This is a genomic window from Microbacterium sp. CFBP 8801 (assembly GCF_014839455.1).
GTDB lineage: Bacteria > Actinomycetota > Actinomycetes > Actinomycetales > Microbacteriaceae > Microbacterium.
Genome location: NZ_JACYNU010000012.1, coordinates 1 through 15,151 on the forward strand (window position 1 = coordinate 1; position 15,151 = coordinate 15,151).

Sequence of the window (15,151 nt, forward strand, 5' to 3'; positions counted from 1 at the left end):
CGTCCGCCGCGTGATGGTGACCGTCCTTACCGTCGCGACAATGACTCGCGTCCGCCGCGTGACGGTGACCGTCCTTACCGTCGCGACAATGATTCGCGTCCGCCGCGTGATGGTGACCGCCCGTTCCGTCGCGACAACGATTCACGTCCGCCCCGTTCGGGTGACTCCCGTCCATCGCGTGACGGCGACCGCCCCTACCGTCGTGACAATGACTCGCGTCCGCCGCGTGATGGCGATCGTCCTTACCATCGTGACAATGACTCGCGTCCGCCGCGTGACGGTGATCGTCCGTACCGTCGCGAGGGCGACAGTCGCGGTTTCGCCGGCGGGAATGACCGTCGTTTTTCGGGCGACCGTCGTCCCGGTGCGGGCGCACCCCGCCGCTTCGATCGTGACGACGCACGTGCCACGCGTCCGCCGCAGGACCGGCGCGAGCGGGGTCCGGAGATCCCCGAAGAGATCACGGCCTGGGATCTGCCGGGCGCGGCACGCAACGAGTTGAAGACGCTGAGCAAGGACAACGCCGAGAACGTCGCCCGCCATCTCGCGATGGCCGCGCGTCTCATCGACGAAGACCCCGCGCTCGCGCACGAGCACGCGTTGGCGGCCTCTCGGAGCGCCGGCCGTGTCGGCGTCGTCCGCGAGACGGTCGCCATCACCGCTTATGCGGTGGGGGACTTCGCCCTCGCCCTGCGAGAGCTGCGCACCCACCGTCGCATCACGGGCTCCGACGATCAGGTTCCGCTCATCGTGGACAGCGAGCGAGGAGTCGGCAAACCCGATCGCGCGCTGGAAGAGGGCCGCGCGGTGGACCGCTCGAAGCTCTCGGTCCCGGTCCGCGTGCAGCTCGCGATCGCGATGTCCGGTGCTCGTCTGGACCTCGGAGAAACGGAACGGGCGCTCCAGGAACTCGACATCCCCGAGGCCGACCCCGACCGTGCGTTCGAGTGGAGCCCCGCGCTGTTCAGCGCTCGCGCCGCGGTGCTCGAGGAGCTCGGGCGTGACGCCGAAGCGGCGGAGTGGGAACGCCGTGCACAGATCGCCTCCGACGCCCTCGACGCCGCAGCGGGCGTCGCCGACCGCGAAGTGATCGTCGTCGAGGAGATCGAACTCATCGACGACGAGGGCGGTGTGGACGTGGCATCCGGGGTCATCCCGACAGAAGACCTCGGCCTCGACGACATCGAAGACCTTGGCGACACCTCCACCTCCGCTGACGACGCCGATGTCACTGATGCTGACGCCGATGCGGTTTCTGCTGGCGCAGTGGACGTCGACGAGGCTGACGCCGACTCTGACGCTTCGACGGAGTCCTCCGCCCCCGACGAGGACGCGCGATGATCTTCGGCCGCGGCCGGACGGCGTCGACACCGCTCGACGGCATCGACGTCGTGCTCGCCGACCTCGACGGCGTCGTGTACGCGGGCCCCGGTGCCCTCCCGCACGCCGTCGACAGTCTCAACCGGGCCCAGGACGAGGGGCGCCGGCTCGGTTACATCACCAACAACGCCTCGCGCACCGACGCATCGGTCGCGGAGCACCTCTCGTCGCTCGGACTCCGCGTCGCCGCCCACGACGTCACGACGAGTCCGCAGGCGGCCATGCGGCTCATGCGTGACCTCGTGCCCGCGGGCTCGACCCTTCTCGTCATCGGCGGTGAGGGTCTCGTGGTCGAGGTCGAGAAGGCCGGCTTCGTCGTCACCCGCAGCGCCGACGACGCACCCGCGGCCGTCGTGCAGGGCTTCGCCCCCGACGTGGGATGGGCGCACCTGGCGGAGGCCGCCTACGCGCTTGCCACCCCCGTCGAAGACGGCGGCATCCCGTGGGTCGCGACGAACACCGACTGGACCATTCCGCAGGCGCGCGGCATCGCCCCGGGAAACGGGACCCTCGTGTCGGCCGTGCACACGGCGGTGGGACGCCTGGCGACGATCGCCGGCAAGCCCGAGCGTCCGATCTTCGACGAGGCGATCACCCGGACAGGGGCGCAGGCGCCGCTGTTCATCGGAGACCGACTCGACACCGACATCCAGGGAGCGCGGACCGCGGGCATGCCCTCGCTGCTCGTACTGACCGGGATCGACCGGCCGAAGCAGGTGCTCGCGGCCATTGCGTCGCAGCGTCCCGACTACATCGTCGAGGATCTGCGCCAGCTCTTCGAGCCGTATCCCGAGACGATCGTCAAGGGCGCACGCACCCGCGTGGGCGACGCGATCGTCGAGGTCGACGGTGTCGACCTGCGCATCGTCGCAGAGGGCGATCGGCAGATCGACCTTCTGCGCGCCGGAGCCGCGGCGATCTGGAACTCCGGACGCGCCATCTTCGGCTTCCGCGTGCCCGAACAGCTGTACGCCGACCCGTTCCGCCTGCGCTGACGTCGGTAGCATGGCATCCATGTCGGACAGCTCCGCCCCCGATGCCGTTCCCGAACTCGTCGACCGCCTGCGGGTGATCGAGGAGCAGCCGCTGGGAGCGCGCGCGGAGGCCTACGCCGCCGTACAGGACGAGTTGGCGCGCCGCCTCGAGTCGGCGCCGACCGACACCCCGGCAGCGCGGCGGGCGTGACTCCCCGTCTCGATGCGGAGCTCGCCGCCCGAGGGCTCGCCCGCTCCCGCTCGCACGCCGCTCAGCTCGTCGTCGACGGGCTCGTGAGCGTCGACGGGCGTCCCGTCGTCAAGACCTCGACCCAGGTCGGCGACGACAGCGTGATCGACGTGGCCGGATCCGACCATTACGTCAGTCGGGGAGCCCACAAGCTGCTGGCGGCGCTCGACGCTTTCGACATCGTCGTGGACGGTGTCGCCGCCGTCGACCTGGGCGCGTCGACGGGCGGCTTCAGCCAGGTTCTGCGCGAACGCGGCGCTCGCCCCGTCCTGGCCGTCGACGTGGGCCACGGGCAGTTGTCCACCGTCGTCGAGTCCGACCCGGACGTGGTGTCGGTCGAGGGGTATAACGTGCGGTTCATGACCGCCGCCTCTCTGGCCGCCGCGACGGGGGTCGACGAGCGGCCACGCATCGTCACCGGTGACCTCTCGTTCATCTCGCTCCACCATGTTCTTCCCGCGATCGTCGAGACGATGGATCCGACCGCCGACGTCGTGCTGCTCATCAAGCCCCAGTTCGAAGTCGGCCGCACCGCGGTCAAGGGTGGGCTCGTCACCGACCCGGCTCTGCGGTCCGACGCCGTGCACGGCGTGCTGTGGGCCGCGTGGGACGTGGGCCTGCGCACCGCGGGTCTCATCGCGTCGCCGATCGTCGGAACCCACGGCAACCAGGAGTACGTCGCGTGGTTCTCGGCCGTCCACGGCACAGAGCCCTCACAATGGGAGAGCACCGTGACCCGACTGACCGGAAGCCGATGACCCCCAGCGATCGCCGAATCCTCCTCGTCGTCCACGCGCGCCGTGACGACACCGTCCATGCCGCCGAACGCATCATCACGGCCATCTGCGCGGCGGGTGCGACTCCCGTCGTCTCGGCCGAGGACCGCCCCGAACTCGCCGAGCGCCTCGGCCTCGAGGGAGTGGCGACCCTGGGTGTGGACGTGGGCATCGACGACGTCGAGCTCGCCATCGTCCTCGGCGGCGACGGCACCATCCTGCGCGCGGCCGAGATGGTGCGCGGAAGCACGGCCCCCATCCTCGGCATCAACATGGGGCACGTGGGATTCCTCGCCGAGATCGAACGCGACGACATGGACGACGCGGTGCGTCGGGTGATCGACCGGGACTACACGGTCGAGGAGCGCCTCGCGCTCGCCGTCAAGATCGAAGACGCCGACGACCGTGTCATCTTCGAGACGTGGGCGCTCAACGAGGCCACCGTCGAGAAGGCCAGCCGGGAGCGCATGCTCGAGGTCGTCATGGCCGTCGACGGTCGCCCGCTGTCGTCGTTCGGCTGCGACGGCGTCGTCGTCGCAACTCCGACCGGCTCGACCGCCTACAACTTCTCGGCCGGCGGCCCCATCGTCTGGCCTACCGTCGAGGCGATCGCCGTCGTGCCGCTGTCGGCGCACGCGCTCTTCGCGCGTCCCCTCGTGGTGAGCCCCGAGGCCACCGTCGCGGTCGAGGTCTTGGAGCGCACGAGCGGCAGCGGCATCCTGTGGTGCGACGGTCGCCGTTCGCACGACCTGCCCCCGGGTGCGCGTGTCGTCGTGCGCCGGTCGTCCCGGCCCGTGCGGTTGGCACGGCTGCACCCGGCCGCCTTCACCGATCGCCTCGTGCGCAAGTTCCACCTCCCCGTGACGGGTTGGCGGGGAGTGGCGGGGGGACCTTCATGATCGAAGAGATGCGCCTGCGCGATCTCGGTGTGATCGCCGACGCCACCTTGCCCATGGGACGGGGATTCACCGCCATCACGGGCGAGACCGGCGCCGGCAAGACGATGGTCGTCACCGGTCTCGGACTGCTGCTCGGCCAGCGCGCCGACTCGAGCGCCGTGCGCAAGGGCGCGGCGCAGGCGACGGTCGAGGGCGTCTGGCTCGTTCCCGAGGACGGCCCCGTGGCCTCCCGCGTGCGCGAGGCCGGCGGTGACGTCGAACCGGTGGGCGGCGGCAGCGCTGAGCTGTACCTCGGTCGCACCGTCTCGAGCGAGGGACGAGGACGCGCGACGGTCGGCGGACGCACCGCTCCGGCCGGTGTTCTCGCCGACCTCGCCGACGATCTCGTCGTCGTGCACGGGCAGTCCGACCAGCTGCGGTTGAAGTCTTCGTCGGCACAGCGCGACGCCCTCGACCGCTTCGGCGGCGGCCCGGTGACGGCGGCCCGCACCGCCTACCGCGGCGCGTGGGACACCTGGCGCGCCCTCGACGCCGAGCTGACCACCCTCACCGCCGATCGCGACGATCGCGCCCGAGAAGCCGCGCAGCTGCGAGCCGCGATCGCCGAGATCGAAGCCGCTGCCCCCGTCGAAGGCGAAGAAGACGAACTGGCTCGGCGCGCGGAGCGTCTGGCGAACGCCGAGGAACTGCGCCTGGCGGCGGTCACCGCGCACGCGGCGCTGTCTAACGACGACGGCACCCCTGACGTGGTCACCCTGCTCGCCGAGGCGCGCCGAGCCCTCGAACGCATCGCGGGCAGCGACGCCGCGCTCGCGGCGATCGGAGAGCAGGTCGCCGATCTCGGCTACCGCGCCACCGACGCGTCGGTGGCGCTGTCGGGGTACCTCGCCGATCTCGACGAGTCCGGTCCGCATGAGCTGTCGGCCGTGGACGAGCGACGGGGCGTGCTCGCGGGTCTCGTTCGCGCCCACGGATCGGTGGATGCCGCGATCGCGCTGCTCGAGACGGGTTCGGCCCGTCTGGTCGAACTCGACGACGACGGTGACCGGATCGAACGCCTCAGCGCGCAGCGCGACGCGGCCGCGACCGAACTGGATGCGGCCGCCGAAGACCTGAGCGCCGCGCGACGGGACGCCGCCGCGCGCCTCGGTGCCGCGGTGACCGAGGAGCTGCACGCTCTGGCGCTCCCCGACGCCCGGCTCACGGTCGAGGTCGCCCCCGCCGTTCCCGCCGGGCACGGCCGCGACGAGGTCACGATCCTGCTCGCTCCGCACCCCGGCGCGGATCCGCGAGCCGTATCGCGCGGGGCCTCGGGCGGAGAGCTCAGCCGTGTCATGCTCGCCATCGAGGTCGTCATCGCCGGAGTCGACCCGGTTCCCACGTTCGTCTTCGACGAGGTCGACGCCGGGATCGGCGGTGCCGCGGCGATCGAGGTGGGCCGCCGGCTGGCACGGCTGGCGGAGTCGTCGCAGGTCATCGCCGTCACCCACCTGGCCCAGGTCGCCGCCTTCGCCGGGAACCACCTCACCGTCGTCAAGGGCAACGACGGTGCGGTCACGGCATCCAGTGTCCGGCGACTCGACGGCGCGGAACGCGAGGCCGAGATGGCTCGCCTGCTGTCGGGCCTGAGCGATTCCGACGCCGCCCTCACCCACGCCCGGGAGCTGCTGCAAACGGGACGCTCCGTTCGGTGACGCGCGCTCGCCGCACGATCTTCACGTTGCGGTGATGCGGATGTCGGAGGGTGGTGCGAGACTCCCGAACGAGGCGGATGAGATCCGCGAGAACCATCGACCGAGCTGACTGATAGGATCGAAGCCCGTGATGCAGACTTCGGACGCGGGACATTCAGACGACAAGATCTTCACGACGAAGCACATCTTCGTCACCGGAGGAGTGGTCTCCTCCCTCGGAAAAGGCCTGACGGCGGCAAGCCTCGGCAATCTCCTCACGGCGCGAGGCCTGCACGTGGTCATGCAGAAGCTCGACCCGTACCTCAACGTCGATCCGGGAACGATGAACCCGTTCCAGCACGGCGAAGTCTTCGTGACCGATGACGGTGCCGAGACCGACCTCGACATCGGGCACTACGAACGCTTCCTCGATATCGAGCTGAGCCAGGCGGCCAACGTCACCACCGGCCAGATCTACTCGCAGGTCATCGCGCGCGAGCGCCGTGGCGAGTACCTCGGCGACACGGTGCAGGTCATTCCGCACATCACCGACGAGATCAAGCGCCGCATGCGCCTGCAGGCCAGTGAGAGCCCGCAGCCCGACGTGATCATCACCGAGATCGGTGGAACGGTCGGCGACATCGAGTCGCAGCCCTTCATCGAATCGGCACGCCAGATCCGCCACGAGCTCGGCCGCAAGAACGTCTTCTTCGTGCACGTCTCGCTCGTGCCCTTCATGGGCGCGTCGGGCGAGCAGAAGACCAAGCCCACCCAGCACTCCGTCGCGACGCTGCGCTCCATCGGCATCCAGCCCGATGCCCTGGTGCTGCGTAGCGACCGTCCCGTCACCGAGTCGAACAAGCGCAAGATCGCGCTCATGTGCGACGTCGACGAAGACGCGGTCGTCAACGCGATCGACGTGCCCAGCATCTACGACATTCCCTCGATGCTCAACGATCAGGGTCTCGACGCCTACATCGTCGACGCGCTCGACCTCGACAAGGCGGCCGACGTCGACTGGTCGCGGTGGCAGCGTGTGCTGCAGGCGGTGCACAACCCCAAGCACGAAGTCACCATCGGGCTCGTCGGCAAGTACATCGACCTCCCCGACGCCTACCTGTCGGTCACCGAGGCGATCAAGGCGGGCGGCTTCGGCCAAGAGACCCACGTGACGATCACGTGGATCCCGTCCGACCTGTGCGAGACGCCCGAGGGCGCCGAGAAGGCTCTGGCGGCGGTCGACGGCATCATCGTGCCCGGCGGGTTCGGTATCCGCGGCATCGAGGGCAAGCTCGGCGCGCTGCGTTTCGCGCGCGAGCAGGGGATCCCCACCCTCGGCATCTGCCTCGGCCTGCAGTGCATGGTCATCGAGTACGCGCGCACGATGGCCGGTCTCGAGGGTGCCTCGTCCAGCGAGTTCGACCCCGACACCGTCCACCCCGTCGTGGCGACCATGGCGGAGCAGGTCGACATCCTCGAGAGCGGCGACCTCGGAGGCACGATGCGCCTGGGCCTGTACCCGGCCGCCCTCGCCGAAGGCTCGCTCGCCGCAGACCTGTACGGGCAGTCGCAGATCTCGGAGCGCCACCGTCACCGCTACGAGGTCAACAACGCCTACCGCCAGCAGCTGAGCGACGCCGGTCTGGTGTTCTCGGGCCTCAACCCCGACCTCGACCTCGTCGAGTTCGTCGAGCTGCCGCGCGACGTGCACCCGTACTACATCGCCACCCAGGCCCACCCCGAGCTGCGCTCGCGCCCGACCGAGCCCCACCCGCTGTTCAGCGGCCTGGTCGCGGCGGCGCTCGACCGTCACCGTTCGAGCGAGCTGTTCGACGTCGAGGAGGACTGACGTGGAAGAACTGCGCGACGAATCCGTCGAGCTCGAGGTGCTCTCGAGCGAGCTCGTCTACGAAGGCGCGGTGTGGGACGTCCGCTCCGACACCGTGCGCTACGGCGACGGCGAGATGACCCGTCAGTACGTCGCCCACCCGGGAGCGGCCGCGGTGGTGGCCATCGACGACGACGGGCGCGTGGTTCTCATCCAGCAGTACCGGCACCCGATCAAGGAACGCGACTGGGAGATCCCGGCCGGACTCCTCGACGTGGCCGGCGAACCCCCGCTCGAGACGGCGAAGCGCGAGCTGACCGAAGAAGTCGACCTCGAGGCGTCGCGGTGGCAGCACCTCGTGTCGATGCACACCACCCCCGGCGGCAACGACGAGGTCGTGCACCTCTTCCTCGCGCGGGGACTGACGACGGTCGAGACCGACTACCAGCGGGAGCACGAAGAGTCCGACATGCGCGTCGAGCGGGTGCCGCTGGCCGATGTCATCGACGGCGTGCTGTCGGGGCGCCTGCGCAACGGCATCCTCGCCACCGGCGCGCTCGCCGCGGCCGAGGTGCTGCGCCGCGAGGCCGCGTCGGCCTGACGTGGAGCTCGAGCGCGCGGTCGAGACCTACCTCCGCCACGTCGCGCTCGAGCGCGGGCTCTCGGACCACACGTCCGCCGCGTACCGCCGCGACCTGACGGTGTACGTCGCCTGGCTGCGGGAGCGAGGGGTGACGACGATCGATGCGGTGACGCCGGCTCTCATCGCCGACTTCGCCGCAGAACGCGCGTCGGCGGAACCTCCTCCCGCGTCGTCGTCGCTCGCGCGCCTGCAGTCGTCGGTGCGGGGACTGCACCGTTTCCTCGTGCGTGAGGGGCGCGCCGACGACGACCCGACGGGTCGACTGCGGCCCCCGAAAGCACCCCGCCGTCTGCCCAAGGCGCTCACCATCGCGCAGGTCGACCTGCTGCTGGATGCCGCGGGTCCCGCACCGAAAACCGAAGACGCCTCAGCGGCGGAACCGTCGGCGATCCGGGATCGGGCACTGCTGGAGCTGCTGTACGCGACCGGCGCGCGGGTGTCGGAGATCGTGCAGCTCGACGTTGACGACACGGCCCACGGCGATCTGCTGCGGGTGCGCGGCAAGGGCGACAAGGAGCGCATCGTGCCGGTGGGCTCCTACGCGCGTGCCGCGATCGAGGCGTACCTCACGCGGGTGCGTCCCGGCTTGGCATCCCGGGGACGCGCCACACCGCGACTGTTCCTCGGGGTGCGCGGGGCGCCGCTGTCGCGACAGAGCGCCTGGCTGATCATCCAGGCCGCCGCCGAGCGCGCCGAACTCACCGCGCACGTCTCGCCGCACACGCTGCGGCACTCGTTCGCGACGCACCTGCTGCAGGGTGGGGCGGACGTGCGGGTGGTGCAGGAACTGCTCGGCCACGCGTCGGTGGCCACGACGCAGATCTACACGCACGTCACGGTCGACGCGCTGCGCGACGTGTATGCCACGTCGCATCCGCGGGCGCGGTGACGGGGGCGAAATCGGCATACTGGTTCTGCCCCAGCATCCGCGCCTCGGTGCGCCCGACCTTCGAGAGTGAGCGCATGACCACCGTCGCAACGAGGGACGACCCGGGGAAGTGGTGGTTGTCACTGCTGTACATCGCCGTCGTCCTGGCGGCTGGCGTGTGGGCGGTGCTGTCGCATCCGATTGTCGACATCGTCTCATTCGTCACGACGTCGCCGTCTGAAGCGGTGCCCGGGATGCTCACGGCGGCGACCCTCGTGGGCGGCACGCTGGTCGTGGTCTGGGTATGCCTGAGGGTCCCGGCGGTGCGTCACCGGCTGCGCCCGGGGGCGGCGAGTATCGCCGCGAGCTCGGCGACCTTTCTCGCCGTGGGCTGGGGGTGGTTCGTCCTCTTCGCGTTCGCCGAGGACGGGGATGTCTGGAGCCGCATCCCTCTTAGGGTGGCCGCGTGCGCACCGGTTCTGCTCATCGCCATCGGCGCGCTGACGATCTCTCGGCCCATCCAACGCGATCACGATCGTCGAATTGCTTCTGCCGCGACCGCGCTCGCGGTGAGACGTCCGGGCCCTGAGAGACTAGAGGGATGACCGCAACGCTCGTCGCACAGGGCCTCGCCGGAGGCCACGGACACCGCACCCTGTTCGACGGCATCGACCTCACCGTCGCCCCCGGGGACGTGATCGGGGTCGTCGGGGCCAACGGTGCGGGCAAGTCCACGCTGCTGCGTCTGCTCGCGGGCGTCGACGAGCCGCAGGGCGGGTCGATCACCCTCGCGCCGGCCGACGCCTTCGTCGGTTGGCTGCCGCAGGAGCACGAACGCGTGCCCGGCGAGACCGTCGCCCAGTACATCGGCCGCCGCACCGGGTCTACCGAGGCGACACGCGAGATGGACGCCACCGCGGCCGCGCTCGGAGATCCCGATGCGGTGGGGGCCGACGACGCCTACGCCACCGCGCTCGAACGCTGGCTCGCCAGTGGCGCCGCCGATCTCGACGAGCGGATGCCGGTGGTCCTGGCAGACCTCGGCCTGCAGGTGGGACCGGATGCCGAGATGACCGGGCTCTCGGGAGGGCAGGCCGCGCGCGTGGGGCTCGCGGCGCTGCTGCTCTCGCGGTTCGACATCGCGCTGCTCGACGAACCCACCAACGATCTCGATCTCGACGGCCTCGAGCGACTGGAGACGTTCGTGAGGGGGCTGCGGGGCGGCGTGGTGCTCGTCAGCCACGATCGCGAGTTCCTCGCGCGCTCGGTCACGCGAGTGCTCGAGCTCGACCTGGCGCAGAGTTCCCACCGCGTGTACGGGGGCGGCTACGACGCCTACCTGGAGGAGCGGGCGACGGTGCGCCGACAGGCGCGGGAGAAGTACGAGGAGTACGCCGAGACGAAGGCCGACCTGGTCGGGCGGGCTCGCACCCAGCGCGAATGGTCGAGTCAGGGTGTGCGCAACGCGATGAAGAAGTCACCCGACAACGACGGGATCCGCCGCAAGGCCGCGGCCGAATCGAGCGAGAAGCAGGCGCAGAAGGTCCGACAGATGGAGAGCCGGATCGCGCGGCTCGACGAGGTCGAGGAGCCTCGCAAGGAGTGGCAGCTCGAGTTCACGATCGGGACGGCGCCACGGTCGAGCTCGGTCGTCTCTACGTTGTCCGCCGCGGTGTTCCGGCAGGGCGACTTCACCCTCGGCCCGGTGTCGCTGCAGGTCAACGCGGGCGAGCGCATCGGCATCACCGGCCCCAACGGTGCCGGCAAATCGACGTTGCTGCGTGGCATCCTGGGTCGTCAGGCGCCCGACGAGGGCTCGGCGAGCCTCGGCGCCAGCGTCGAGATCGGCGAGATCGACCAGGCGCGCTCGCTGTTCGTGGGGGAGCGCCCGCTCGCCGAGACCTTCGAGGGCTTCGTGCCGGAGCTCAACGCGGGCGAGGTGCGGACGCTGCTGGCGAAGTTCGGGCTCAAGGCCGATCACGTCGCCCGCCCCGTCGATCAGCTGTCGCCGGGGGAACGCACGCGCGCGGGGCTGGCCCTGCTGCAGGCCCGCGGCGTCAACGTGCTCGTGCTCGACGAGCCGACCAACCACCTCGACCTGCCCGCCATCGAGCAGCTCGAGCAGGCGGTGGAGTCGTACACCGGCACGCTGCTGCTCGTCACGCACGACCGGCGCATGCTCGCCGCGGTGCAGACCGACCGGCGCTGGCGCGTCGAGGCCGGGGTCGTGACCGAGCTGTAGGAAGCCCCGCATAAACGCTGATCCTGCGCGGAAACGCTCAGACAGCGCGTTTCTGTGCAGGATCAGCGTTTATGCGTGGGGAGGGCGGGGGTCAGCGCCCCTGGCGCTTCTTGTACGGCTTGGGCTCGCCCTTCACGATGGGGGCGCGGCCCTTTCCCTTCGACGCTTTGGCTTTGCCTCCGCCGGGTGCCTTCTGGCGGGGAGCCGCGGGCGGCGCGTCGGCGATGCGGTGCCGGGCCTCGGTGAGGAGCAACTGGCCCGCGGGGGTGAGCTGCGTGGGCGGGGTGCGCGACACGAGCGGCTGCCCCACCTCTTCTTCGAGCTTGTCGATCGTCGTGTACAGCGAGGCGAGGGGGATGCGGAGCTTCTCCGCCGCGCGGGGGAAGTGCAGCTCCTCGGCGAGGGCGGTGAACCGGACGAGGTGCTCGAGCTTCATGGCATCCATTCTCGCGTGTTCGGCGGCAGCCCGTTGAGTGTCCATGACGCGCCGCCCGCGCACCGGGCCCCGCGGCGTGTTCTGGACACTCAACAGGGGGTGGGCGGCGGGCGGGCGGGGTGGCGGCGGGGGCGGGTTAGGCGGCTGAGGCGAGCATACGGTCGGCGGTGCGCAGCGACAGGGCCATGATCGTCAGCGCCGGGTTCGCCGCGATCGCCGACGGGAAGACCGAGTTGTCGCAGATCCACAGGTTGGGGATCTCGTGCGAGCGACCGTTGGCGTCGACCACCCCGTCGGAGGGATCGACCGACATGCGGCACGTGCCTATGGTGTGCGCCGAGCGGGCCAGCACCATCGTCTCGCGCGCTCCTGCAGCCTGCATCACCCGCAGCATGAACGCGGTGGCGTGGCGGTCGATCGCCTTCTCGTTCTCGCCCGCGGTGAACGTCACCCGAGCGCGAGGGATGCCGAACTCATCAGTCTCGTCGACCAGCTCGAGCCGGTTGTCGTCGGACGGGAGGCACTCGGCGTTGATGCCGATGCCGGCCATGAAGCGCGCCTGGTCGAGACGCTGCATGAGCTCGGGACCCCACAGGCCGCCCCCGCGGGTGAGCGTGGTGGCGAAAGTGAGCGGCATGACGCCGAGGCTCTGCACGAGGTAGCCGCCGGCGAAGTCCGCATCGGCGGGGCGCATCATGTCTTCGCTGATGAGCGACGACGGATACCCGCGGTGCCCGCGCACCGGCTCGTCGAACCGGCCCCACACCTGCGTTGCCCCGTGGGCGAGGAAATTCCGGCCGACCTGGCCGTTGTCGTTCGCCACACCCGTGTGCAGCAGCAGCCGGGGCGTTTCGACCCCACCTCCGGCCAACACGAGGGTCCGGCAGCGCTGGCGTCGGTCGACGCCGTCCTTGCGGTAGACGACCGCCTCGACATGGCCGCGGGCGTCGAGCTCGATCCCGTGCACCATCGCCTCGCTGCGGATCTCGGCCCCGGCGGCGACCGCCGCGGGCAGATACGTGTTGGCGGTGGAGGCCTTGGCATCGGTCCGGCATCCCTGGTGACACTCGCCGCAGTTGATGCACGCGCCGCGCTCGCCGTGGTGATCCTGCAGGCGCGCCCGGGTGAGGACGGCCGCCGGCGCGTCGGCCCAGCGGATGCCGAGGGCGTCGCAGCCCTTCGCCACGAGGTTCGCCGGTGCGTTGCGTTTCGCCGGCGCGTAGGCGTACCGGCGGCTGGGGTCCCACGGGTACGGCGTCGGGCCGGAGACGCCGATGTCGCCCTCGACGCGCTCGACATAGGCCAGCAGTTCGTCGGGGTCGACGGGCCAGTCGCGGCCTTGACCCGACTCGGTGCGCAGTTTGAGGTCACGGCGGTCGGGACGGGGCGTGAACGCCCCCCAGTGCAGCATCGAGCCGCCGACGCCGCGCCCGCTGTTGTTGGGTCCGAACGCGGTGGGATCGTCGCCGCCGCTGAGGCGCTCGGACATCCAGTTGATCTCGACGGCCTCGGCCTCGTCAGGAGTCAGCTCGTCGAGCGAGAAGTGGCGTCCGGCCTCCAGCGTCACGACGCTGAGGCCCTTGCCCGCCAACTCCGCCGTCAGGGGCGCGCCGCCGGCGCCCGTGCCGATGACGACGACGTCGACGATCTCGTCGTCGGTGAACGTGCGCATCTGCTCGAGGTTCATGCTGCGTCTCCCGCCGCGATCGAGCCGCCGACACCGGCGGGCTCCCAGTCTTCTCGGCGTCCCAGCCGCAATTCCACGTAACCGCGCATCGGACTGCCGCCGGTGGCGAACCCGTCGTAGCCGACACGCGCCATGCTCGCCGGGTGGGCCAGCCACTGCCGCACGAGGTCGTTGCGGGCGTCTTCGAGCCACACCGTCACCTGGGCGGCGTCGAAAGAGCCCGTCGCCTCCGTCTTTCCCTCGATCGCCGCGCGCAAAACGTCCTCGCGCGCAACGGGATCGGTCGGCCACACGGTGGCGAGGGTGTCGAGCCCCGCTCGATACGCGTCGGGGTCGGGCGGCAGGTCGGCGTTTCGCCACCCGTCGCCCTCACCGCGCGCGAGCTGCGCGTCGACGCGGGCGGCGAGGTCGATCGCGGGTCCCTCCTGCGGGACGACGATGTCGGCGATCTCGCGGAGCAGCATCAACTGCGCGACGTCGAGCACGGCGGGGGCGTAACCGCGGTCGTCGGGAACCGCGCGACGGTTCAGGATGCCGCGCACGCGGGCATCGACGCGGTCGCCGGCGATGAGGTTCGCCCACTCGGCGGGGACGACGGGGCCGAGCAGTGCCTCGTCGGTCGCGAAGCCCGCGATCGCGTCGGCGGCCTCGGCTGCACGCTCCAGGGGGATCATGTGTCCCGTGTCGTCGAGGAGGACGAACCGCGCGCGCGGGTACACCGCGGCGAGCAGACCCGGCTGCGCCGCGGCTCCGAGGTCGGCATCGTCGGTGCCCGCGAGCACGAGCGCCGGGAGGTCGAGGGTGCCGACCTCGGCGGTCGCGTCGACGCGGCTGCCCGTCTCGAGCCACGCGCGCCACGCGGTGGGAGAGGTGCGCCCGAGATCGGCGAGGGCGAGGCGGCGGGCCTCGGGATCGAGCGGCTCGGCGGTGTTCTGCTCGAGGAAGCTCTCGGCATCCGTCTCGGAGATCGCGCCGTCGGACACCCACGACAGCATCAGCTCGCGACGCTCTTCGTCCATCGGCTCGGGACGCGGGGGCGACGGAGCCATCAGCACCATGCCGCTCAGCCCGACCAGGGGGGCGTCTCCGCGCAGGATCCGGGAGGCCACGAGTGCGGCGATCTTGCCGCCCATGCTGTGGCCGCCCAGCATCCAGCGGCCGCGCGCGTGTGCCGCGAGGTGGCGGACGACGTGGGCGACGGTGGCGTCGAGCGAGGAGTCCGCGGCCGCGGCCGCCGAGCCGAAGCCGGGGAGGTCGATGCCCTCGACGCGCACCCGGCCCGAGAGCTGGGCGGCGACGCGATCGAAGGAGTCGGCGCTCGCGCCGAGCGCGTGCAGCATGTACAGGGTGACAGGCGCCTCGCGCGGGGCGGCGGCGTTCTCGGAGGGCATGTCTTCACGCTCGCCTACCGCAGGGGTGCGGAAGGGTCGGTTGCGGATCGGGACGTTTTGCGCAAGGGCGCCGCGGGCCTCGCGGCGGTGGCGGCGGGATGCGG

The 15,151-nt window shown here is 70.9% G+C and carries 15 protein-coding genes; 12 read left to right on the forward strand and 3 right to left on the reverse strand.

Going from position 1 to position 15,151, the window contains the following annotated elements; genetic code table 11:
* The 12 genes from IFR11_RS16225 to IFR11_RS12950 form a co-directional block, all read left to right on the forward strand.
* Positions 1-502, forward strand: a 502-nt coding sequence (locus IFR11_RS16225) for a hypothetical protein (protein WP_206755305.1), incomplete at its 5' end; no start/stop codon positions are given.
* Entirely contained in the window at positions 499-1,341 is an 843-nt protein-coding gene (locus IFR11_RS12900) for a hypothetical protein (RefSeq protein ID WP_192040471.1), read from the forward strand. The genes IFR11_RS16225 and IFR11_RS12900, both read left to right, overlap by 4 nt.
* Positions 1,338-2,375, forward strand: coding sequence for an HAD-IIA family hydrolase (locus IFR11_RS12905; protein WP_191916417.1), 1,038 nt, complete (start codon positions 1,338-1,340; stop codon positions 2,373-2,375). Before IFR11_RS12900 ends, IFR11_RS12905 begins: the two co-directional genes overlap by 4 nt.
* A gap of 19 nt (positions 2,376-2,394) precedes the next feature.
* A complete protein-coding gene (locus IFR11_RS12910) occupies positions 2,395-2,565 on the forward strand; it encodes a hypothetical protein (RefSeq protein WP_191916418.1) in 171 nt (56 codons plus the stop codon).
* Positions 2,562-3,362: an SAM-dependent methyltransferase gene (locus IFR11_RS12915; protein WP_191916419.1), complete on the forward strand. Its 801-nt coding sequence runs from the start codon at positions 2,562-2,564 to the stop codon at positions 3,360-3,362. Before IFR11_RS12910 ends, IFR11_RS12915 begins: the two co-directional genes overlap by 4 nt.
* Complete coding sequence (locus IFR11_RS12920) at positions 3,359-4,279, forward strand: NAD kinase (RefSeq protein ID WP_055939285.1); 921 nt, start codon at positions 3,359-3,361, stop codon at positions 4,277-4,279. Before IFR11_RS12915 ends, IFR11_RS12920 begins: the two co-directional genes overlap by 4 nt.
* The gene (gene recN, locus IFR11_RS12925) at positions 4,276-5,973 is read left to right on the forward strand and encodes a DNA repair protein RecN (RefSeq protein WP_191916420.1); all 1,698 of its coding nucleotides are present in this window, start codon (positions 4,276-4,278) and stop codon (positions 5,971-5,973) included. The genes IFR11_RS12920 and recN overlap by 4 nt, the downstream gene beginning before the upstream one ends.
* Before the next feature lie 130 nt (positions 5,974-6,103).
* Positions 6,104-7,801, forward strand: coding sequence for a CTP synthase (locus tag IFR11_RS12930; RefSeq protein ID WP_055839967.1), 1,698 nt, complete (start codon positions 6,104-6,106; stop codon positions 7,799-7,801).
* A gap of 1 nt (position 7,802) precedes the next feature.
* Complete coding sequence (locus tag IFR11_RS12935; RefSeq protein WP_055839970.1) at positions 7,803-8,381, forward strand: NUDIX domain-containing protein; 579 nt, start codon at positions 7,803-7,805, stop codon at positions 8,379-8,381.
* A 1-nt stretch (position 8,382) separates the two neighbouring features.
* On the forward strand, positions 8,383-9,312 hold the full coding sequence (gene xerD / locus IFR11_RS12940) for a site-specific tyrosine recombinase XerD (protein ID WP_055939282.1): 930 nt from the start codon (positions 8,383-8,385) through the stop codon (positions 9,310-9,312).
* Positions 9,313-9,386: 74 nt separating this feature from the next.
* Positions 9,387-9,896 carry a hypothetical protein gene (locus IFR11_RS12945; protein ID WP_191916421.1) on the forward strand — a complete coding sequence of 170 codons (510 nt, stop codon included), beginning with the start codon at positions 9,387-9,389 and terminating at the stop codon, positions 9,894-9,896.
* Positions 9,893-11,533, forward strand: coding sequence for an ABC-F family ATP-binding cassette domain-containing protein (locus tag IFR11_RS12950; protein WP_191916422.1), 1,641 nt, complete (start codon positions 9,893-9,895; stop codon positions 11,531-11,533). The genes IFR11_RS12945 and IFR11_RS12950 overlap by 4 nt, the downstream gene beginning before the upstream one ends.
* 91 nt (positions 11,534-11,624) lie before the next feature.
* Here IFR11_RS12950 and IFR11_RS12955 read toward each other — a convergent pair whose 3' ends face one another.
* The 3 genes from IFR11_RS12955 to IFR11_RS12965 all read right to left on the reverse strand — a co-directional run bounded on the left by IFR11_RS12955 (position 11,625) and on the right by IFR11_RS12965 (position 15,047).
* The gene (locus IFR11_RS12955; protein WP_055839982.1) at positions 11,625-11,969 is read right to left on the reverse strand and encodes a LysR family transcriptional regulator; all 345 of its coding nucleotides are present in this window, start codon (positions 11,967-11,969) and stop codon (positions 11,625-11,627) included.
* A gap of 136 nt (positions 11,970-12,105) precedes the next feature.
* Positions 12,106-13,656, reverse strand: coding sequence for a GMC family oxidoreductase (locus IFR11_RS12960; protein ID WP_191916423.1), 1,551 nt, complete (start codon positions 13,654-13,656; stop codon positions 12,106-12,108).
* Positions 13,653-15,047, reverse strand: a complete 1,395-nt coding sequence (locus IFR11_RS12965; RefSeq protein ID WP_191916424.1) for an alpha/beta fold hydrolase — start codon at positions 15,045-15,047, stop codon at positions 13,653-13,655. Before IFR11_RS12965 ends, IFR11_RS12960 begins: the two co-directional genes overlap by 4 nt.
* Positions 15,048-15,151: the final 104 nt, after the last annotated feature.